At 54.0% G+C, this 18,832-nt stretch carries 17 protein-coding genes and 1 riboswitch; of the genes, 8 read left to right on the forward strand and 9 right to left on the reverse strand.

All coding sequences use genetic code 11. The features are described 5' to 3' along the window. The first annotated feature begins 177 nt into the window (after positions 1 to 177). The 3 genes from mglB to mglC all read left to right on the forward strand — a co-directional run bounded on the left by mglB (position 178) and on the right by mglC (position 3,794). The gene (gene mglB, locus C1N58_RS04580) at positions 178 to 1,173 is read left to right on the forward strand and encodes a galactose/glucose ABC transporter substrate-binding protein MglB (protein ID WP_033740552.1); all 996 of its coding nucleotides are present in this window, start codon (positions 178 to 180) and stop codon (positions 1,171 to 1,173) included. A 70-nt stretch (positions 1,174 to 1,243) separates the two neighbouring features. Beyond that, positions 1,244 to 2,764 (forward strand): galactose/methyl galactoside ABC transporter ATP-binding protein MglA, encoded by a 1,521-nt coding sequence (gene mglA, locus C1N58_RS04585; protein ID WP_006119927.1) that lies wholly within the window; start codon positions 1,244 to 1,246, stop codon positions 2,762 to 2,764. Positions 2,765 to 2,783: 19 nt separating this feature from the next. Next, positions 2,784 to 3,794 carry a galactose/methyl galactoside ABC transporter permease MglC gene (mglC, locus tag C1N58_RS04590; protein ID WP_006119926.1) on the forward strand — a complete coding sequence of 337 codons (1,011 nt, stop codon included), beginning with the start codon at positions 2,784 to 2,786 and terminating at the stop codon, positions 3,792 to 3,794. A 493-nt stretch (positions 3,795 to 4,287) separates the two neighbouring features. Here the strand turns inward: mglC and sanA are convergent, their stop codons facing one another. The 6 genes from sanA to metG form a co-directional block, all read right to left on the reverse strand. Next, positions 4,288 to 5,007 carry an outer membrane permeability protein SanA gene (gene sanA / locus C1N58_RS04595; RefSeq protein WP_006119925.1) on the reverse strand — a complete coding sequence of 240 codons (720 nt, stop codon included), beginning with the start codon at positions 5,005 to 5,007 and terminating at the stop codon, positions 4,288 to 4,290. 135 nt (positions 5,008 to 5,142) lie between these two features. Then, positions 5,143 to 6,840: an NAD-dependent malic enzyme gene (locus tag C1N58_RS04600; protein WP_006119924.1), complete on the reverse strand. Its 1,698-nt coding sequence runs from the start codon at positions 6,838 to 6,840 to the stop codon at positions 5,143 to 5,145. Between the two features lie 170 nt (positions 6,841 to 7,010). Continuing rightward, entirely contained in the window at positions 7,011 to 7,895 is an 885-nt protein-coding gene (cdd, locus tag C1N58_RS04605; protein WP_394564635.1) for a cytidine deaminase, read from the reverse strand. Positions 7,896 to 8,013: 118 nt separating this feature from the next. Beyond that, positions 8,014 to 8,706, reverse strand: a complete 693-nt coding sequence (locus C1N58_RS04610) for a CidB/LrgB family autolysis modulator (RefSeq protein ID WP_006119921.1) — start codon at positions 8,704 to 8,706, stop codon at positions 8,014 to 8,016. Next, entirely contained in the window at positions 8,699 to 9,091 is a 393-nt protein-coding gene (locus C1N58_RS04615) for a CidA/LrgA family protein (RefSeq protein ID WP_394564636.1), read from the reverse strand. Before C1N58_RS04615 ends, C1N58_RS04610 begins: the two co-directional genes overlap by 8 nt. 115 nt (positions 9,092 to 9,206) lie before the next feature. Continuing rightward, positions 9,207 to 11,240, reverse strand: a complete 2,034-nt coding sequence (metG, locus tag C1N58_RS04620; protein ID WP_394564637.1) for a methionine--tRNA ligase — start codon at positions 11,238 to 11,240, stop codon at positions 9,207 to 9,209. A 173-nt stretch (positions 11,241 to 11,413) separates the two neighbouring features. Here metG and apbC point away from each other — a divergent pair, with 173 nt between their 5' ends. After that, positions 11,414 to 12,526 carry an iron-sulfur cluster carrier protein ApbC gene (apbC, locus tag C1N58_RS04625; protein ID WP_033740543.1) on the forward strand — a complete coding sequence of 371 codons (1,113 nt, stop codon included), beginning with the start codon at positions 11,414 to 11,416 and terminating at the stop codon, positions 12,524 to 12,526. Here the strand turns inward: apbC and C1N58_RS04630 are convergent. Beyond that, the gene (locus C1N58_RS04630; protein ID WP_054633457.1) at positions 12,523 to 12,978 is read right to left on the reverse strand and encodes a GNAT family N-acetyltransferase; all 456 of its coding nucleotides are present in this window, start codon (positions 12,976 to 12,978) and stop codon (positions 12,523 to 12,525) included. The genes apbC and C1N58_RS04630 overlap by 4 nt on opposite strands. A gap of 335 nt (positions 12,979 to 13,313) precedes the next feature. Here C1N58_RS04630 and ahpC point away from each other — a divergent pair, with 335 nt between their 5' ends. Together ahpC and ahpF are read left to right on the forward strand one after the other, a co-directional pair. Next, on the forward strand, positions 13,314 to 13,877 hold the full coding sequence (gene ahpC, locus C1N58_RS04635; protein ID WP_033740540.1) for an alkyl hydroperoxide reductase subunit C: 564 nt from the start codon (positions 13,314 to 13,316) through the stop codon (positions 13,875 to 13,877). A 72-nt stretch (positions 13,878 to 13,949) separates the two neighbouring features. After that, entirely contained in the window at positions 13,950 to 15,518 is a 1,569-nt protein-coding gene (gene ahpF, locus C1N58_RS04640) for an alkyl hydroperoxide reductase subunit F (protein ID WP_039338149.1), read from the forward strand. 47 nt (positions 15,519 to 15,565) lie between these two features. Here the strand turns inward: ahpF and C1N58_RS04645 are convergent, their stop codons facing one another. Both C1N58_RS04645 and C1N58_RS04650 read right to left on the reverse strand, forming a co-directional pair. Beyond that, a complete protein-coding gene (locus tag C1N58_RS04645) occupies positions 15,566 to 16,525 on the reverse strand; it encodes an AEC family transporter (protein ID WP_033740536.1) in 960 nt (319 codons plus the stop codon). Positions 16,526 to 16,616: 91 nt separating this feature from the next. Next, positions 16,617 to 16,814 carry a hypothetical protein gene (locus C1N58_RS04650; protein WP_006119907.1) on the reverse strand — a complete coding sequence of 66 codons (198 nt, stop codon included), beginning with the start codon at positions 16,812 to 16,814 and terminating at the stop codon, positions 16,617 to 16,619. Positions 16,815 to 17,114: 300 nt separating this feature from the next. Then, a riboswitch (TPP riboswitch) is annotated at positions 17,115 to 17,211 on the forward strand. A 34-nt stretch (positions 17,212 to 17,245) separates the two neighbouring features. Between C1N58_RS04650 and thiM the strand changes: the two genes are divergently transcribed. Both thiM and thiD read left to right on the forward strand, forming a co-directional pair. Beyond that, positions 17,246 to 18,034 (forward strand): hydroxyethylthiazole kinase, encoded by a 789-nt coding sequence (gene thiM, locus C1N58_RS04655; protein WP_155489639.1) that lies wholly within the window; start codon positions 17,246 to 17,248, stop codon positions 18,032 to 18,034. Continuing rightward, a complete protein-coding gene (thiD, locus tag C1N58_RS04660) occupies positions 18,031 to 18,831 on the forward strand; it encodes a bifunctional hydroxymethylpyrimidine kinase/phosphomethylpyrimidine kinase (RefSeq protein ID WP_054633460.1) in 801 nt (266 codons plus the stop codon). The genes thiM and thiD overlap by 4 nt, the downstream gene beginning before the upstream one ends. Position 18,832 lies beyond the last annotated feature (1 nt).

Raw genomic sequence — 18,832 nt, forward strand, 5'->3', positions numbered from 1 at the left:
ATAACACACGCTTTACGGACGCATTGACCTACATGGAAGTCGAGTTTGGCACGGCACAGCAGTGGCTCAGTCTGATTTAGAGCGCATCTTGCCTCGCCGGATAATTCTTACCCGATGTTCTTCCGCGGCTTGACGCAGCAGAACATAAAAAGACCCTACAGAAAAACCGGAGATACCATGAATAAGAAGGTTTTCACGCTCACAGCACTGGTTGCCAGCATGATGTTTGGTGCAGTAGCCCACGCCGCTGATACCCGTATCGGCGTGACTATTTATAAGTACGACGACAACTTTATGTCGATGGTACGTAAAGACATCGAGAAAGAAGCCAAAACGCTGGGCGGCATCCAACTGCTGATGAATGACTCGCAGAACGATCAGTCAAAACAAAACGATCAAATTGACGTGCTGATGGCAAAAGGCGTGAAAGCGTTAGCCATCAACCTGGTCGACCCGGCTGCAGCGGCCGTCGTGGTACAGAAAGCCCGTGCGAACGATATCCCGGTTGTGTTCTTCAACAAAGAACCTAACGCCAAAGTGCTGGCCAGCTACGATAAAGCCTACTATGTCGGTACCGATTCGAAAGAGTCTGGCGTGATTCAGGGTAAACTGATTGAGAAACACTGGAAAGCGACCCCGGCCTGGGATCTGAACAAAGACGGTGTGATCCAGTATGTGCTGCTGAAAGGCGAACCAGGCCATCCTGATGCCGAAGCGCGTACTAAATATGTTATCGATACGCTGAACAAAGATGGCGTGAAAACCCAGCAGTTAGCGATGGATACGGCGATGTGGGATACCGCACAGGCTAAAGACAAAATGGACGCCTGGCTGTCAGGCCCTAACGCCAAGAAAATCGAAGTGGTAATCGCGAACAACGATGCGATGGCGATGGGGGCTGTTGAAGCGCTAAAGGCACACAACATGTCTTCTATCCCGGTATTTGGTGTGGATGCCTTACCTGAGGCGCTGGCGCTGGTTAAATCTGGCGCGATGGCCGGTACGGTGCTGAACGATGCGGAAAACCAGGCGAAAGCCACCATCGATATGGCGAAGAACCTTGCCGATGGTAAACCGGCCACCGAAGGCACCAACTTCAAGATGGTCGATAAGATCGTACGCGTACCCTACGTACCGGTTGATCAGGAAAACCTGTCTCAGTTCCAGAAATAATTATGTGCAAACGGGCGCGGCGGCGGCTGCGCCTTTTTTATGTCATCACCGTTTTTTAGCCAGGTAAATTATGGCCAGTGATAATACGACCGCGCAGCGCGAATATCTGCTGGAAATGACCAACGTCAGTAAATCATTTCCCGGCGTTAAAGCTCTCGACAACGTAAATTTAAAAGTGCGGCCTCACTCCGTTCATGCACTGATGGGTGAGAACGGCGCTGGTAAATCAACGTTGTTAAAATGTTTATTTGGTATCTACAAAAAAGATACCGGAAGTATTCTTTTTCAAGGGCAGGAAATAGATTTTAAAAGCTCCAAAGAGGCGCTGGAAAATGGCGTGTCAATGGTTCACCAGGAATTAAACCTGGTATTACAGCGTACCGTGATGGACAACATGTGGCTTGGGCGTTATCCACGCAAAGGCTTCTTTGTCGATCAGGAAAAAATGTACCGTGATACCAAAGCGATTTTTGACGAGCTGGATATTAACATCGATCCCCGTGACAAAGTCGCGCATCTCTCCGTCTCGCAAATGCAGATGATTGAGATTGCCAAAGCGTTTTCTTATGACGCCAAAATCGTGATCATGGATGAACCGACATCCTCGTTGACGGAAAAAGAAGTTAATCATCTGTTCACGATTATCCGTAAGCTGAAAGATCGCGGCTGCGGCATTGTTTATATTTCACATAAAATGGAAGAGATCTTCCAGTTGTGTGATGAAATTACGGTTCTGCGTGACGGTCAGTGGATTGCAACCCAGCCGCTCGAAGGGCTGGACATGGATAAGATTATCGCCATGATGGTGGGGCGTTCATTAAGCCAGCGCTTCCCGGATCGCGTAAATGTGCCGGGCGAGACCATTCTTGAGGTGCGCAATTTAACCTCTCTGCGTCAGCCTTCTATTCGTGATATTTCGTTTGATTTGCGTAAAGGGGAGATACTCGGTATTGCCGGGTTGGTCGGTGCAAAACGTACGGATATCGTCGAAACGCTGTTTGGCATTCGCGAAAAATCGGGCGGCACAATTAAACTGCACGGTAAAACGATTAATAATCACACGGCGAACGAAGCCATCAATCATGGCTTTGCTCTTGTGACGGAAGAACGTCGCTCTACCGGTATTTATGCGTTTCTGGATATTGGTTTTAATTCTCTCATCTCCAATATCAAAAAATATAAGAACAACATTGGTCTGCTGGATAATAAGCGTATGAAGAGTGATACCCAATGGGTTATCGACTCCATGCGGGTAAAAACGCCAGGCCACCATACCCAAATTGGTTCGCTTTCAGGTGGTAACCAACAGAAGGTGATTATTGGACGCTGGTTGCTGACGCAGCCCGAAATATTGATGCTCGATGAACCCACTCGCGGTATTGATGTGGGGGCCAAATTCGAGATTTACCAGCTGATGGCTGAGCTGGCAAAAAAAGAAAAGGGCATCATTATTATCTCTTCCGAAATGCCAGAGCTGTTAGGCATCACCGATCGTATTCTGGTCATGAGTAACGGTCTGGTCGCTGGCATTGTTGATACAAAAACGACTACGCAGAACGAAATATTGCGTTTAGCGTCATTACACCTTTAATGAAGTAAGGGCTGTTAACATGAAAGCGACTACAAAAAAGAATGCGCTAACCTGGCTGAAAGAGGGTGGCATTTATGTCGTGCTACTGGTACTGCTGGCGATTATTATTTTCCAGGATCCGACGTTCTTAAGTTTAATGAATCTGAGTAACATTCTGACCCAATCCTCGGTGCGTATTATCATCGCGCTGGGCGTTGCGGGACTGATTGTGACCCAGGGGACAGACCTGTCAGCCGGTCGTCAGGTTGGCCTCGCCGCTATCGTGGCCGCTTCGCTGCTGCAGGCTATGGATAACCCAAACAAAGTGTTTCCCCATCTGGAAACCGTACCGATTCCTGTGGTGATCCTGATTGTTTGTGCGATTGGTGCCGTTATTGGCCTGGTGAACGGCGTGATTATTGCTTACCTGAAAGTGACGCCGTTTATCACTACGTTGGGTACCATGATTATCGTTTACGGTATCAACTCGCTGTATTACGACTTCGTAGGCGCATCACCGATTGCAGGCTTCTATGACGGCTTCTCAACCTTTACGCAAGGCTTCCTGCGTTTCGGGGATTTTAAGCTGTCCTACATCACCTTCTATGCGGTGATTGCGATCGTGTTCGTCTGGATTCTGTGGAACAAAACGCGTTTCGGTAAAAACATTTTTGCCATCGGCGGTAACCCGGAAGCGGCAAAAGTCTCCGGCGTAAACGTTAACCTGAACCTGATTCTGATTTATGCGCTTTCAGGCGTGTTCTATGCTTTCGGCGGCATGCTGGAAGCGGGCCGTATCGGCTCGGCAACGAACAACCTTGGCTTTATGTACGAGCTGGATGCTATCGCGGCCTGCGTCGTCGGTGGTGTGTCTTTTGCCGGTGGTGTGGGGACGGTGGCCGGTGTCGTGACCGGTGTGTTGATCTTCACCGTCATCAACTACGGCTTGACCTATATCGGCATTAACCCTTACTGGCAGTATATCATCAAGGGCGGCATCATTATTTTTGCTGTGGCGCTCGACTCGCTGAAGTACGCACGTAAAAAATAACGGCAGAAGTCATCATGTAAGCTAAGCGGCCTGCGGGCCGCTTTTTTTATGGCACGGAAGCCGCCAGCGTGCGCCCGGAAGCAGGAAAGAACGCGGATTCACGGCGAGCCAGCAGGGTGCCCGCTATAAGAAAGCGCGTTCTAATTGACTTTAATCAGGAACGGAAAGCTGTCCTGTGGACGCAAAATCCTGAGTCAGCAGATCAGCAGATCAGCAGATCAGCAGATCAGCAGGTCAGCAGGTCAGTAAGGTAAAGAAGCAGCAAATCCGCCGCGCTGGACTGACCGTCATCCTTGGTAACGATGCGTGATAAGCCCTGTCGCCATCGCAAAGTCCCGCGCTAAGCCTTGTTTCGCCATAGCAAGGATGCTACGTATCGGCGATGCACTCCTGTCAGAAAGGCATAGCCTGCCGCGCCGGCGTTATCATCCGTTCTCACAGTCTATCTTCACGCCAGGGTGAGCGGGCTGGCTGGCAGCCAGACAAAGGCGGCTTACTGATGGCGCTTTTGTTCCAGTTCCAGCAGTTGCTCAGGGGTGACAGCAGGATAGCTTTGCGCATCCTCCGGCACATCATGTACGGCGGGAATGGGCACCAGAGGCCCGAGAAAGCGCGGTTCACGCTTGAGGAGGTACAAATCTACCAGCGCGCCAAGACGTGCACCGACCTCACGCATGCGCACTGTCAGCATATTTTTCGGCGAGGGCACAGCGTAGCACTGAGCCTGAATGCCAAGGTGCAGGGCGATAAACAGCGCCCGCTCACAGTGGAAGCGTTGGGTGATGATAATAAAATCGTTGGTATCGAATACCTTGCGCGTGCGGACAATGGAGTCCAGCGTCCGAAAGCCCGCGTAATCCAGTACGATATCCGCCGGATCAACGCCACCTTTGATTAAATCGCGCCGCATGGTCATGGGTTCGTTATAGCTCTGCTGCGCATTGTCTCCGCTCAGCAGTAAATAGTTAATCTTGCCGCTGTTATAGGCGTTAAGCGCGCCCTGCATCCGGTACAGGTAGTACTGATTAATCACCCCGGTGCGGTAATATTTTGCCGTGCCCAGCACAACACCGACCTGACGATGGGGCAGTGAGGCCAGATTGTCGTAAATATAGGGGGCGGTTTTCCAGCTTATCCAGCGATCCAGGCCAAGCGCCGTCGCCACCATCGTTAAGATGATGAAAAGCAGAGCAATGAAAACGCGTTTCAACATGCGCCTGAGCACTCGAGATGAGAGGTTTTGGTGGGACAAGGCTACTTGAGCAACCCTCGCGAAGCAAGTTTACCCCGTCTGGCTGGTGCTATTTTAAGCAGCGCTGGATCGGAGGATGATCCAGCGCAGACCTTTTTAGATCGAGGTACGGCGGTAATGACGGTATTGCGGCAGCCAGAAGTTATTCGAAATAGACTGTGACAGCACGTCTTCCGAGGTCACCACGGCAACGCCCGCCAGTTGCGCGGCTTTGCCTACTTCCATTGCGATCACTTTCGACACGCCCTGAATATCTTTGATTTCAGGCAGTACCGGCCCTTCACCATCGTTGACCAGCGGCGAGCAGTCTGCCAGTGCGCGGCTGGCTGTCATCAGCATGGTATCGGTTACGCGTGATGCACCCGAGGCAATCACCCCTAAACCGATGCCCGGGAAGATATAGGAGTTGTTACACTGCGCGATCGGATAGGTTTTACCGTTCCATGAAACCGGTGAGAACGGGCTCCCGGTCGCGACCAGTGCAGCACCATCGGTCCAGGCGATAATATCCGCTGGCGTGGCTTCAACGCGCGAGGTGGGGTTAGAGAGCGGCATCACAATAGGACGTTTGCAGTGCTTGTGCATCTCGCGGATGATCTCTTCGGTGAACAGTCCGGGCTGGCCTGAAACCCCAATCAGAATATCGGGTTTGGCGTTGCGCACTACGTCCAGCAGCGAAATCGCATCACTGGCCGTATCCCAGTCTTTGAGGTTGTCGCTTTTCTGCACCAGCTTGCTCTGGAAATCGAGCAGGTTAGGCAACTTATCAGTGAGCAGGCCAAAGCGGTCGACCATCATTACGCGGCTACGCGCCTCTTCATCGCTCAGACCTTCCGACTTCATCTGTGCAATGATTTGCTCTGCGATACCGCAGCCGGCTGAACCTGCCCCCAGGAACACCACTTTTTGTTCGCACAAACGGCTTCCGGCAGCACGACTGGCGGCAATCAGAGTGCCCACGGTGACAGCAGCGGTGCCCTGAATATCATCGTTGAAGCAGCACACTTCATCGCGATAGCGCTCCAGCAACGGCATTGCGTTTTTCTGCGCAAAGTCTTCAAACTGCAGCAGCACTTTCGGCCAGCGGCGTTTCACGGCCTGGATAAATTCATTAACGAATTCATCGTACTCCTCACCGGTGATACGTGGGTGACGCCAGCCCATATAAAGCGGATCGTTCAGCAGTTGCTGGTTATTGGTACCGACATCCAGCACCACCGGTAAGGTGTAAGCCGGACTGATGCCGCCGCACGCGGTATACAGCGACAGTTTACCAATCGGAATACCCATGCCGCCGATGCCCTGGTCACCCAGGCCCAGAATACGCTCACCGTCGGTCACCACGATGACTTTAACGTTCTGTTTGGTGGCGTTTTGCAGCATGTCTTCGATGTGTTCACGGTTGGGATATGAGATGAACACACCGCGGGCGCGGCGATAAATTTCAGAGAAGTGTTCGCAGGCTGCGCCGACGGTTGGCGTATAAATAATTGGCATCATCTCTTCAAGATGATTGTCAAGCAGACGGTAGAACAGGGTTTCGTTAGTGTCCTGAATATTGCGCAGGTAGACGTGCTTGTCGTTATTATTTTTGAAGTCCTGAAACTGACGCCATGCGCGTTTCGCCTGCTCTTCAATGGTTTCGACCGCTTCGGGCAGTAAGCCGTTGAGATTGAATTCGTTACGCTCTTCGATGCTGAAGGCGCTGCCCTTATTCAGCAGGGGAAATTCCAGCAGAATAGGGCCAGCGTAGGGAATATAGAGCGGGCGTTTACTTTCGTATTCGAGTTCCATGCAGTAATGCTCCGGTTGCGAGTGTTCCTGGCGCAATAAGAGGGTAGAGGACGCCAGTTTATTTTGATAAAGAAGGCCTGGCGTCAGATCCTATGAAATTTCTCGCGGATGTACAGCTTTTGTAAATAAAAGATTTAGAAACTGTTTAAAACCGTGCCCCGCATTACGCTTTACGCCAGCTCGATAACGTTAAGGTTGTCGCAGCCCAGCGCGCGCAGTGTTGCCTGCGTCGCTGAATACTGATCTAACGCAGGCTGTCGGGGCTGGGCCAGCGCCGCTGCCTGAATCGCCTCGCAGGATTCGCCGGCCATATTCAGCAAAATCAGTGCGGCCTGAAGCGGAGGCAGGCTGGGATTGAAGGCCGCATTTTCCGCATAGCGACCGCTAAAAATACGGCCTGAGGCGGTTTGCACTGCAACGCCACTGAACGCGCGGCTGTAAGGGGCATGACTCTGGTTGGCCGCGTCAATGGCCGCCTGCGACAGCGCATCGCCCGTGACAACAAAGCCATGATCCACCTTATCCATCAGCCGTTCGGTGATGTGCAGGTCGCCAGGACCGAAAGCGTCAGGCAGATAGTGCGCTAACGTCTGCACCGGGCGCTGGGGCAGGCTGATACGAATCGCCGTGCCGCTGTTAAGCTCATTCATGAACTGGCGGCAATGCCCGCACGGCGTGTAGTTGACGGTGATGGTTTCCAGGCGCACTTCGCCGCGCAGCCAGGCGTGCGTAACAGCGCTTTGTTCTGCATGCACGGTTTGCTGCATGGTGGCACCGGCAAACTCCATATTGGCACCGAAATACCAGTTACCGCTTATCCCGCGTGCAATGGCACCGACGTTAAAATGGGACAGCGAGGCGACCGCGCAGGCCGCCGCGACCGGAAGCAGCGCCAGGGCGAGGGCGTCCGCATCCAGTTGGGTTTGCTGTTGCAGGAGGGTGACCTGATCGGCCCGCAGCATCGCGTCAAATCCCGGCTCACTCAGCACCGGACGAAGCGCGGTTTGCAGGGGAGCCGGCAGTAATTCAAAGGCAGAGTGGAAACGTGGATGCATGGAAGCCTCATTCAATCTTCAGGCAATGTGCCAGACATCGGTTTATATGTGATCTCTGTCGCTCTGACAATGCAACGTGTCTTAGAGTTTTCAACTTTGCGAGATCTCTCCCAAAGTTTTAGCCAAACCAGTGCAGTAGCAGCGGAAAAACAAAGGGTGCCAGTAACGACGTTACGATGCCGCAGATCACCAGTGCCAGCGAACTAAATGCCCCTTCCTGGAAGTCCAGTTCCGCCGCCCGGGCGGTTCCCAGCGCATGGGACGCATTACCAATCGCCAGACCGCGTGCTGCTTTACTTTTCACGCCCAACAGATTCAGCACCATATGGCCAAATACCGCACCGAGCACACCGGCTATCAGCACACAAATCGCACTGATAGCGGGAATGCCGTGCAGAGAGCCGGACACCGCCATCGCGATCGGTGTGGTGACGGATTTAGGTAAAATCGTGGCGGCGATTTCCGGCGTTGCCCCCATCCACAGGGCGATCGCCGTGCCGGAGGTCATTGCCGTCAGGCTGCCGATCAGGCATACGCCGATAATGGATTTCCAGCGGGCGCGAATCTGATGCATCTGCTCATACAGCGGCAGCGCCAGTGCGACCACGGCGGGCTGTAGCAGGGCATTAAGCACCTGGCTTCCGGCAAAGTAACGTGTATAGGGCAGTTGCAGTAACAGCAGGATGGGAATGATGATCGCCATTGAAACCAGCAAGGGGTTCAGCAGGGCAATCTTCAGCGCGGCAGCCAGTCTGCGCGCCAGGAAAAATGCGCCCAGCGTCAGGGGCAATGACCACCAGATATCACTCATCCTTCACCTCTTTCGTCGGCGCGTGCGAATGCAGCTTGTGGGCGCTTAACCCCACGATGCTCAGGACAGCGAAGGTACTGACAAGACACGAGACCACGATAGGGCCAAACTGCGCGGTCAGCAGATCGGTGTAATTCATGACGCCCACACTGATGGGAACGAACAGCAGCGCCATATAGCGAATGATAAGATGACAACCGGGCTTAACCCAGTGGACCGGCACGATTTGAGACGCGAGCAGGGTAAACAAAATCAGCATGCCAATAATGCTGCCGGGCAGCGTGATGGGCAGCAACCTTGCTACGCCGTTTCCGGCATATAAACAGAGATAGAGAAGGGTAAAAGCGCGCAGATAACGCCAACTTATCGCTAGCACGGTGTGCATGACAGGCTCCTGTTTCCAACGAGCGTAATCCTACGCACTGACGGTCTGGCGTGCCAGCTGTCAGCGTAAGGCAGAACGGCCCTCCCTGCCATCAGATGCAGGAAGGGCGAACGCCTTATTTAACGGGCATACCCGGCACTGCGCCACTGTCGACAGACAACACGAACAGGTCTTTGCCGCCCGGCCCCGCAGACAGCACCATGCCTTCCGAGATGCCAAAGCGCATTTTACGTGGTGCCAGGTTCGCCACGATAATGGTCATTTTGCCGACAAGTACGGCCGGGTCAGGATAGGCTGCACGGATACCAGAGAAAATCTGGCGCTTCTCGCCGCCCAGATCCAACTCCAGACGCAGCAGTTTGTCTGAGCCGTCCACCAGTTCCGCTTTCTCAATCAGTGCCACGCGCATATCAACTTTGGCAAAGTCATCAATCGTGATGGTATCGCCAATCGGCGCATCCGCCAGTGGGCCGCTGACCGTCGGTTTACTGGCTTCAGCCGCGTCGGCTTTCGACGCTTCAATCAGGCCCTCGACTTTCGCCATCTCAATGCGACCATACAGGGCTTTAAACGGCGCAACCTGATGGTCGAGCAGCGGCTGCTGAATGGCGTCCCAGCTGAGTTCGCTGTTCAGGAAAGCTTCGGCTCGCTCGCTCAGCGACGGCAGCACAGGCTTCAGCCAGGTCATCAGCACACGGAACAGGTTAATGCCCATGGAGCAAATAGCCTGCAGATCGGCATCACGGCCTTCCTGCTTCGCCACCACCCACGGTGCCTGCTCGTCAACATAACGGTTGGCCAGATCGGCCAGCGCCATAATTTCACGAATCGCCCGGCCAAATTCACGGCTTGCCCAGGCTTCGCCAATTTTTTCGGATGCGTCCAGGAAGGTTTGATAAAGCGCCGGGTCGGCCAGTTCTGCGGACAGCTTGCCGTCAAAGCGTTTGGTGATAAAACCGGCATTACGTGACGCCAGGTTGACCACTTTGTTCACAATGTCGGCGTTGACGCGCTGAACAAAATCTTCCAGATTCAGGTCGATGTCATCAATACGCGAAGAAAGCTTGGCCGCATAGTAATAGCGCAGGCTGTCGGCATCCAGATGCTGTAACCAGGTACTGGCTTTGATAAAGGTTCCGCGCGACTTCGACATTTTTGCGCCATTTACGGTCACATAGCCATGCACAAACAGGTTGTTGGGTTTGCGGAAGCCGCTGCCTTCCAGCATGGCAGGCCAGAACAGGCTGTGGAAGTAGACGATGTCTTTACCAATGAAGTGGTACAGCTCTGTGGTGGAATCCTGCTGCCAGAATTCGTCAAAACTGATGTCGCCGCGTTTGTCACACAGGTTTTTAAACGCGCCCATATAGCCGATCGGCGCATCCAGCCAGACGTAGAAGTACTTGCCCGGCGCGCCAGGAATTTCGAAGCCAAAGTACGGCGCATCACGGGAGATATCCCACTGTTGCAGACCGGATTCGAACCACTCCTGCATTTTATTTGCGACCTGCTCCTGCAGTGCGCCAGAACGCGTCCAGGCGCGCAGCATTTCGCTGAACGACGGCAGGTCAAAGAAGAAGTGCTCGGAATCACGCAGCACAGGGGTTGCACCGGACACCACTGATTTCGGATCGATCAGTTCGGTCGGGCTGTAGGTCGCGCTGCACACCTCGCAATTGTCGCCGTACTGGTCAGGCGCTTTACATTTCGGGCAGGTGCCTTTCACGAAACGGTCAGGCAGGAACATACCTTTTTCCGGATCGTACAGCTGAGAAATCGTGCGGTTCTTAATGAAACCGTTCTCTTTCAGGCGACCATAGATGAGCCCGGCCAGCTCACGGTTCTCGTCGCCATGCGTTGAGTGATAGTTATCATAGCTGATGTTAAAACCGGCAAAATCTGTTTCGTGCTCGTGTTTCATTTCAGCAATCATCTGTTCCGGCGCAATGCCCAACTGCTGAGCCTTCAGCATGATCGGCGTGCCGTGGGCGTCATCGGCGCAGATGAAGTAAACCTGATTGCCACGCATTCGCTGATAACGCACCCAAATGTCCGCCTGGATATGCTCGAGCATGTGGCCGAGATGAATTGAGCCGTTAGCGTAAGGCAGGGCGCAGGTTACCAGAATTTTTTTTGCGACTTGAGTCATAGTTTGCGTAGCTTTCAGTTAAGTAAAAAAACGGGCTTAGATGGTAACCGATGGGCACAGCCGCGTAAACATAAGGGATTTCCCGCCGCGCGGCCCGTGAAACGATCGGCATCTGATAGTATTGTTACTACATCGTTGAAAAACAGCATAAGCACAGCAGAAAAGGAGTGGGGATGACAGCGCAATCCCGGGAACCACATACACCAGAAGCCTTACGCGCCGTTGTGGCCGGCGTTCTGAACAGCTTTGAGCATCCGACGCTGCAACGTAACCTTATTACCCTGAAGGCGCTGCATCATGTGGCGCTGCTGGATGGGACGTTGCATATTGAACTGCGGATGCCTTTTGCCTGGCACAGCGCGTTTGAGACCTTAAAAGCAGACACCAGCGCTGAGCTACTGCGTCTGAGCGGCGCGCAGGCCATCGACTGGCGGTTAAGTCACGAGATTGCTACGTTGAAACGCGTGAAAAATCACCCTGGTGTTAACGGCGTGAAGAACATTATCGCGGTCAGCTCCGGTAAAGGCGGCGTGGGCAAATCGAGTACCGCAGTTAATATGGCGCTGGCGTTGCTGGCTGAAGGCGCACGTGTGGGCATTCTGGATGCCGATATTTATGGCCCGTCCGTGCCTAACATGCTGGGCTGTGAAAAAGAGCGCCCGACCTCGCCTGACGGCACCCATATGGCGCCGATCATGTCCCATGGTCTGGCAACCAATTCCATCGGCTATCTGGTGACCGACGATAACGCGATGGTGTGGCGCGGCCCTATGGCCAGCAAAGCGCTGATGCAGTTACTTACCGAAACCCAGTGGCCCGACCTGGATTATCTGGTGCTGGATATGCCGCCAGGAACCGGAGATATCCAGTTAACGCTGGCGCAGAGTGTGCCCGTCACCGGTGCGCTGGTGGTCACTACGCCACAGGACATCGCGCTCATCGATGCACGCAAAGGCATGGTCATGTTCGAAAAGGTTAACGTCCCGGTGCTGGGCGTGGTGGAGAACATGAGTATCCACGTCTGCAGCCAGTGCGGTCACCATGAGCCTATTTTTGGTACCGGCGGAGCGCAACGGCTGGTGGACGACTATGGCACGCGGCTGCTGGCACAGCTTCCCCTGCATATTCATTTGCGTGAAGATCTGGATGATGGCGAGCCAACGGTGATTCGTCGGCCGGACAGTGAATTTGCGATGCTGTACCGTCAGCTCGCCGGACGTGTGGCCGCCCAGCTTTACTGGCAGGGCGAGGTGATTCCCGGCGATATCGCCTTCCGCGCGCTTTAACCCTTCTGCGCGTCGCTCTCATAGTGCGACGCCTGGGGATAATGCATTAACAGATAGCCGCCTTGCTCGCTTTCACCCTGGGAAATCACTTTCCAGCCATGTTGCAGGTAAAACGTCTGGGCGGCCTTGTTCATTTGCAGACACTTCAGCGCGCCGGTTGATGTAAAGCGTGACTGGACGGCCTCAAGCAGTGCACTGCCCACGCCGCGCCCCTGATAATCAGGATCCACATACAGGCTGTGTAAGAAATTATCGTTTTCCATCAGACCCGCGAATCCTGCCCGATGCCCGTCCAGCTCAGCCACTAAAACGGTTTCGCCGAGTATCACCTGATCGAAGTCTTCCAGCTGCCAGTCATCGTTGGCGATCCAGTCCCAGTTATGCCGACGGGCCGCCAGAAACAACGTCCGCAGGAAAGGACGGTCGGCCTCTGCAAATAATCGAATATGCACATCAAGCTCCGTTAAACATCTTTTAACAACCCTGGCAGGGATTCTCAAAAAAGTAAAAGCAGAACAAATGTCATCACTTTCCTTGTACACTGCCCGACGGTGCCTTATGGGAAAACAGCAAACGGCCTTCAGTTAACGCACAGGGGTTATTGCCTGGAAGCACGCAATATATCTTTTTGCGGGTAAATGAAGGTAAGAAAAGCGGTTTTTTCCCTTAACGATCAACGCGATCGGCGTTTGATAGCTTTCGTTTATTTTATTGATAACGAGGGCTTATTAGATGTTGGCCCGGAAAATTTGTAAGCTGCATCACATATTTTAAAGGAGGCCATCACATGTCCATTATCAACACCAAAATTAAGCCGTTCAAAAACAGTGCATTTAAAGACGGCCAGTTTATCGAAGTAACCGAGAAAGACGTTGAAGGTAAATGGAGTGTTTTCTTCTTTTATCCGGCTGACTTCACCTTTGTTTGCCCAACCGAACTGGGCGACGTCGCGGATCACTATGAAGAGTTCCAGAAACTGGGCGTGGACATCTACTCAGTGTCTACTGATACCCACTTTACCCACAAAGCCTGGCACGGATCTTCTGACACCATCGCAAAAATCAAATATGCGATGATCGGTGACCCAACTGGCGCGCTGACCCGCAACTTCGACATCATGCGCGAAGATGAAGGTCTGGCTGACCGTGGTACATTCATCGTTGATCCACAGGGTGTTATCCAGGCTGTAGAAATCACTGCTGAAGGTATTGGCCGTGATGCGTCTGACCTGCTGCGCAAAGTGAAAGCGGCGCAGTACGTGGCTTCTCACCCTGGTGAAGTGTGCCCGGCCAAATGGAAAGAAGGTGATGCGACTCTGGCGCCTTCGCTGGACCTGGTTGGCAAAATCTAATTTCCGCATCGCAACGTCGATCATTTTCTCATCGGGTGCTTCGGCACCCGATTTTTTGACCAGGAACTCACTATGCTTGATACCAATTTAAAAACGCAGCTCAAAGCTTATCTTGAGAAACTCACCAAGCCTGTGGAGTTGATTGCAACGCTGGATGATGGCGCAAAATCAACCGAGATTCGCAATCTGTTGGTCGATATCGCGAGCCTGTCTGACAAGGTCAGCTTTCGTGAAGAGAACGATCGTCAGGTGCGTAAACCCTCATTTTTAATCACTAACCCTGGTGCGGATCACGGCCCACGTTTTGCGGGTTCGCCGCTGGGTCATGAATTTACCTCACTGGTGCTGGCGCTGTTACAGACCGGTGGGCACCCGTCCAAAGAAGCACAAAATCTGCTTGATCAGATTGCGGCGCTGGATGGGGATTTCCATTTCGAAACCTATTATTCGCTGTCCTGCCACAACTGTCCGGATGTGGTACAGGCTCTGAACCTGATGGCGGTCCTGAACCCGCGCATCAGCCACACCGCGATTGACGGTGGCCTGTTCCAGAACGAAATTCAGGAACGGAATGTCATGGGCGTGCCGGCGGTTTTCCTGAACGGCAAAGAGTTTGGTCAGGGCCGCATGAGCCTGGCGGAGATCGTCAGTAAAGTCGACACCAATGCTGACAAGCGCGCAGCAGAAGCGCTGAATAAACGCGAAGCCTATGATGTGCTGATTATTGGCAGCGGTCCCGCTGGCGCAGCGGCCGCCATCTATTCTGCCCGTAAAGGCATCCGCACCGCCCTGATGGGTGAGCGTTTCGGCGGACAGGTACTGGATACCGTTGATATCGAAAACTACATTTCCGTGCAGAAAACGGAAGGGGCCAAACTGGCTGGCGCATTGCGTGCCCACGTTGACGATTACAGTGTTGATGTGATTGACAGTCAGAGCGCGATTAAACTGATTCCGTCTGCGGCGAAAGGCGGCCTGCACGCCATTGAAACGGCGTCAGGTGCCGTACTGAAATCCCGTAGCATCATCCTGGCGACCGGCGCGCGCTGGCGCAACATGGGCGTACCGGGGGAAGAGCAGTACCGTACTAAAGGTGTGACCTATTGCCCGCACTGTGACGGTCCGCTGTTCAAAGGTAAACGCACTGCCGTCATCGGTGGCGGTAACTCCGGCGTGGAAGCGGCTATCGATCTGGCTGGTATTGTTGAACACGTCACATTGCTGGAATTCGCCAGCGAAATGCGTGCAGACAAAGTGCTGCAGGACAAACTGCGCAGCCTGAAAAACGTGGATGTGATCCTGAATGCACAAACCACCGAAGTGAAAGGCGACGGCAGCAAAGTTACCGGCCTGCAATATCTGGATCGCACCAACCAGACAACCCATGAACTGGCGCTGTCAGGCATTTTTGTTCAGATTGGCCTGCTCCCTAACACCACCTGGCTGGAAGGGGCGGTTGAGCGCAACAAGATGGGTGAAATCATCATCGATGCAAAATGCGAAACCAGCCTGAAAGGCGTTTTCGCAGCAGGCGACTGCACCACGGTGCCTTACAAGCAAATCATCATTGCCAGCGGTGAAGGGGCAAAAGCCTCGCTGAGCGCTTTTGATTACCTGATTCGCACCCAACCTGCACACTAAGTTTTTCGGTGCAAAAGCCAGCCCTGTAACCTGTGTTACAGGGCTTTTTAATATCCGGCCAGCGTCATTAACATCATCCACAGCGGCGTGGTTATCGCGGCAAAAAGGGTGGAAAGCAGCATACTGGCGGCCGTGGGGCCGGTAATCACGTTAAATTTCTGCGACATCAGGTAGACATTCACACCGACCGCCATCGACCCCAGCAGCACTACCACTTTACTTTCCAGCGCAGGCAGACCCGTCAGCCAGGCGATCGCCCAGACACACAGCGGCTGCAGAATCAGTTTCAACGCACAAATCGTGTAACTCTCTTTCAAGCCTTCCCGCACCCGATAGTGCGCCAGGCTCATGCCGAGAGTGACCAACGATAAGGGTGCGGCGATGGACGCCAGCATGCGCAGCGGTTCAGCGGCGATGGCGGGAAGCGGCCGCTGCAACAGGCTCCAGGCGGTGCCTGATAAGATGCCAATAATTAACGGATTCCTGAGCACGCTAATCAAGGTGCGCTTAAAGCCCTGAAGGGAAAAACTGCCCTGTTTCGACCATTCCACCGAGACGGTGAGTAATGTCCAGAGGATCAGACTGTTAAACACCAGCACCAGCGCAACCGATGGCAAGGCACCGGGGCCCAGCAGGACGGTAGCGACCGGAATACCCAGCATAACGTTATTTGAAAAGACCCCGCCCAGGGCAAAGACCGAACCGGCCACGCCATCCAGATGAAACAGACGCGAGGCAAGGATTCGGCCCACGATAAACACCAGCAGACAACTGCCAAAGAATGCCAGAAGCAGGCGCACATCGACTGCGGGACTGTTGTAAAAGTCACTCATGATGCGAAACAGCATGCAGGGCAGGGCAACGTTAAAGACAAACCGGTTCATGCCTTCGCTGATGCTCAGCGGCCATTTGCCCCATTTCGTCAGGCAATAACCCAGGAAAATAAGAATAAACAGCGGGGCTGACAGGTAAATCTGGTGTCCTAATGTATCCAGCAGGAAGGGCATAAGCGTAAGCAGTCCAGTGACTCAGTAAGGGCAAGACTACCAAATTGCGTCGGCCGCGTAACCTGGCAAAACGTGTACCCGACCCGCGAATTTACCCTAGCCAGCGGCGCGCCTGGTCATCACTGATATCGCGATAATACACCCGATGGATAACCGCATCGCAACGCTGACAACGGGCAGAAAGATAAGTGGAATAATAGTGTCGGCCAGAAGGAGAAAGGGCACCCTGACGGGTAATGGTGATGTCAGTCCATCGGTGACGATGAGGGATAAGCGCTAAAAATCGCATCATGCTTCCTGTCAAGTATGAAGTGTTCTGGTAATTTTTAACTACGTGATATGAAGATTTATTGTTGCGATGTTGTAGGCAGGTGTTTGTTATTGCTGGGCATTCTGATAATGGTGAAGGATATAATTTACTCGCGTAAATACCTTTACTGCTCTGACGTGCAAATTTTAAGCCCGCAGCATTAAGCCTTTTTTCGTGCGGTGGGGAGTTGATCGGGATCATGTAAAAGTCTCGCCCGCCAGGTTGAAAAAAGAATAAGCACCTTGCTTAAATTTAGGGGCTTACTTATTCTTCTTTGCGTAACACGACTCGGGGTGCCCTTCTTTGTGAAGGCTGAGAAAAACCCGTATTACCTGATCTGGATAATGCCAGCGTAGGGAAGTCTGATGCCTGACCGCATTCGCCTTCTTGTCCGCCGGTTGGGAGTTCTGATGACACATCAACCGCACCATCTTTCTGATGCGCAATGCGCGCCCCTCCTGCAACAGTTTCGCCGTCAGTCACCGCTCGTGCACTGCATGACCAATGATGTGGTGCAAATGCTCACGGCTAATGTCCTGCTTGCTCTGAACGCGTCACCTGCCATGGTCATCGATCGCGAGGAAGCGCCGCAGTTCAGCGGTATCGCGGATGCACTGTTAATCAATGTCGGCACATTAACGCACGAACGCCAGCTGGCCATGGCCGCGGCAATCGAGGCGGCTAATCTGGCAGGCACGCCCTGGACGCTGGACCCGGTAGCGGTGGGCGCACTGACGTTGCGTACCCGGTTTTGCCAGCAGGTGCTGATGCAGTCGCCTGCCGTGATTCGCGGCAATGCTTCCGAGATTCTGGCGCTGGCCCAGCAGGCTGACGGCGGACGTGGCGTGGACAGTCTGCACGCCGCCGAAAGCGCCCTGCTGGCCGCCCAACAACTGGCGCGGGAGTATCAGACCTGTGTGGTGGTCACTGGCGAGGTGGATTATGCCACCGACGGGATGCGTACCCTGTCGATCGTCGGCGGATCGCCCTTAATGACGCGGGTGGTCGGTACCGGCTGTGCACTGTCTGCGGTCGTCGCCGCCTTTGCCAGCCTGCCGGGTGACAGACTGGTGAATATCGCCAGCGCCTGTCGGGTGATGGCACTGGCCGGAGAGAAAGCCGCACAGGCATCAACCGGGCCGGGCAGCTTTGCACCGGCGTTTCTGGACGCGCTCTGGACACTGGAGGCCGCCTTGTGAAACGCATCAATGCTTTAACGATTGCCGGTACCGATCCCAGCGGCGGTGCCGGGATTCAGGCCGACCTGAAAACCTTCTCCGCACTGGGCGCTTACGGCACCAGCGTGATTACGGCCCTGGTGGCGCAAAATACCTGTGGCGTACAGTCGGTGTACCGTATTGATCCTGATTTTGTCAGCGCACAGCTGGATTCCGTTCTTGATGACGTGCGCATCGACAGTGCAAAAATTGGCATGCTGTCCGACGCGGCGATCGTGGAGCGGGTGGCGGTTGGCTTGCAGCGCCGGGCAATCCCGTTTGTGGTGCTGGACACGGTGATGGTGGCCAAGAGCGGCGATGCCTTACTGAGTCCTGATGCCATTGCCTGTGTCCGCGAGCGCCTGTTGCCACAGGTGTCACTGATCACACCTAATCTGCCCGAAGCCGCCGCGCTGCTCGAATGCCGTATGGCCAGCAATGAGAACGAGATGCTGACGCAGGGCGATGCCCTTCTGGCGCTGGGTTGTCAGGCCGTGCTGATGAAGGGCGGACATCTGGATCATGGCGAAAGTCCTGACTGGCTGATCACGCCAGCGGGGCGGCAACGGTTCAGCACGCCTCGGGTGAAGACGCGCCATACGCACGGTACCGGTTGTACGCTGTCTGCTGCGCTGGCGGCCCTGCGCCCACGGCACAGTGACTGGGCGGAGACGGTTAATGAAGCCAAAACCTGGCTACAACAGGCCCTGCTGACAGCCGATTCGCTGGAGGTGGGCCACGGGACTGGACCTGTGCATCATTTTCATCAGTGGTGGTAAC

This window comes from Pantoea sp. SGAir0180 (assembly GCF_043546245.1).

What these genes read in the sequence shown, in the direction of transcription:
- C1N58_RS04645 (WP_033740536.1), bottom strand. Translation starts at nt 16,525, where the DNA reads ATGCCCTTCCTGCTGGATACATTAGGACACCAGATTTACCTGTCAGCC.
- C1N58_RS04600 (WP_006119924.1), bottom strand. Translation starts at nt 6,840, where the DNA reads ATGGAACTCGAATACGAAAGTAAACGCCCGCTCTATATTCCCTACGCT.
- apbC (WP_033740543.1), top strand. Translation starts at nt 11,414, where the DNA reads ATGACAGCGCAATCCCGGGAACCACATACACCAGAAGCCTTACGCGCC.
- mglC (WP_006119926.1), top strand. Translation starts at nt 2,784, where the DNA reads ATGAAAGCGACTACAAAAAAGAATGCGCTAACCTGGCTGAAAGAGGGT.
- ahpC (WP_033740540.1), top strand. Translation starts at nt 13,314, where the DNA reads ATGTCCATTATCAACACCAAAATTAAGCCGTTCAAAAACAGTGCATTT.
- C1N58_RS04610 (WP_006119921.1), bottom strand. Translation starts at nt 8,706, where the DNA reads ATGAGTGATATCTGGTGGTCATTGCCCCTGACGCTGGGCGCATTTTTC.
- C1N58_RS04615 (WP_394564636.1), bottom strand. Translation starts at nt 9,091, where the DNA reads ATGCACACCGTGCTAGCGATAAGTTGGCGTTATCTGCGCGCTTTTACC.
- thiM (WP_155489639.1), top strand. Translation starts at nt 17,246, where the DNA reads ATGACACATCAACCGCACCATCTTTCTGATGCGCAATGCGCGCCCCTC.
- mglB (WP_033740552.1), top strand. Translation starts at nt 178, where the DNA reads ATGAATAAGAAGGTTTTCACGCTCACAGCACTGGTTGCCAGCATGATG.
- mglA (WP_006119927.1), top strand. Translation starts at nt 1,244, where the DNA reads ATGGCCAGTGATAATACGACCGCGCAGCGCGAATATCTGCTGGAAATG.
- metG (WP_394564637.1), bottom strand. Translation starts at nt 11,240, where the DNA reads ATGACTCAAGTCGCAAAAAAAATTCTGGTAACCTGCGCCCTGCCTTAC.
- cdd (WP_394564635.1), bottom strand. Translation starts at nt 7,895, where the DNA reads ATGCATCCACGTTTCCACTCTGCCTTTGAATTACTGCCGGCTCCCCTG.
- sanA (WP_006119925.1), bottom strand. Translation starts at nt 5,007, where the DNA reads ATGTTGAAACGCGTTTTCATTGCTCTGCTTTTCATCATCTTAACGATG.
- ahpF (WP_039338149.1), top strand. Translation starts at nt 13,950, where the DNA reads ATGCTTGATACCAATTTAAAAACGCAGCTCAAAGCTTATCTTGAGAAA.
- C1N58_RS04650 (WP_006119907.1), bottom strand. Translation starts at nt 16,814, where the DNA reads ATGCGATTTTTAGCGCTTATCCCTCATCGTCACCGATGGACTGACATC.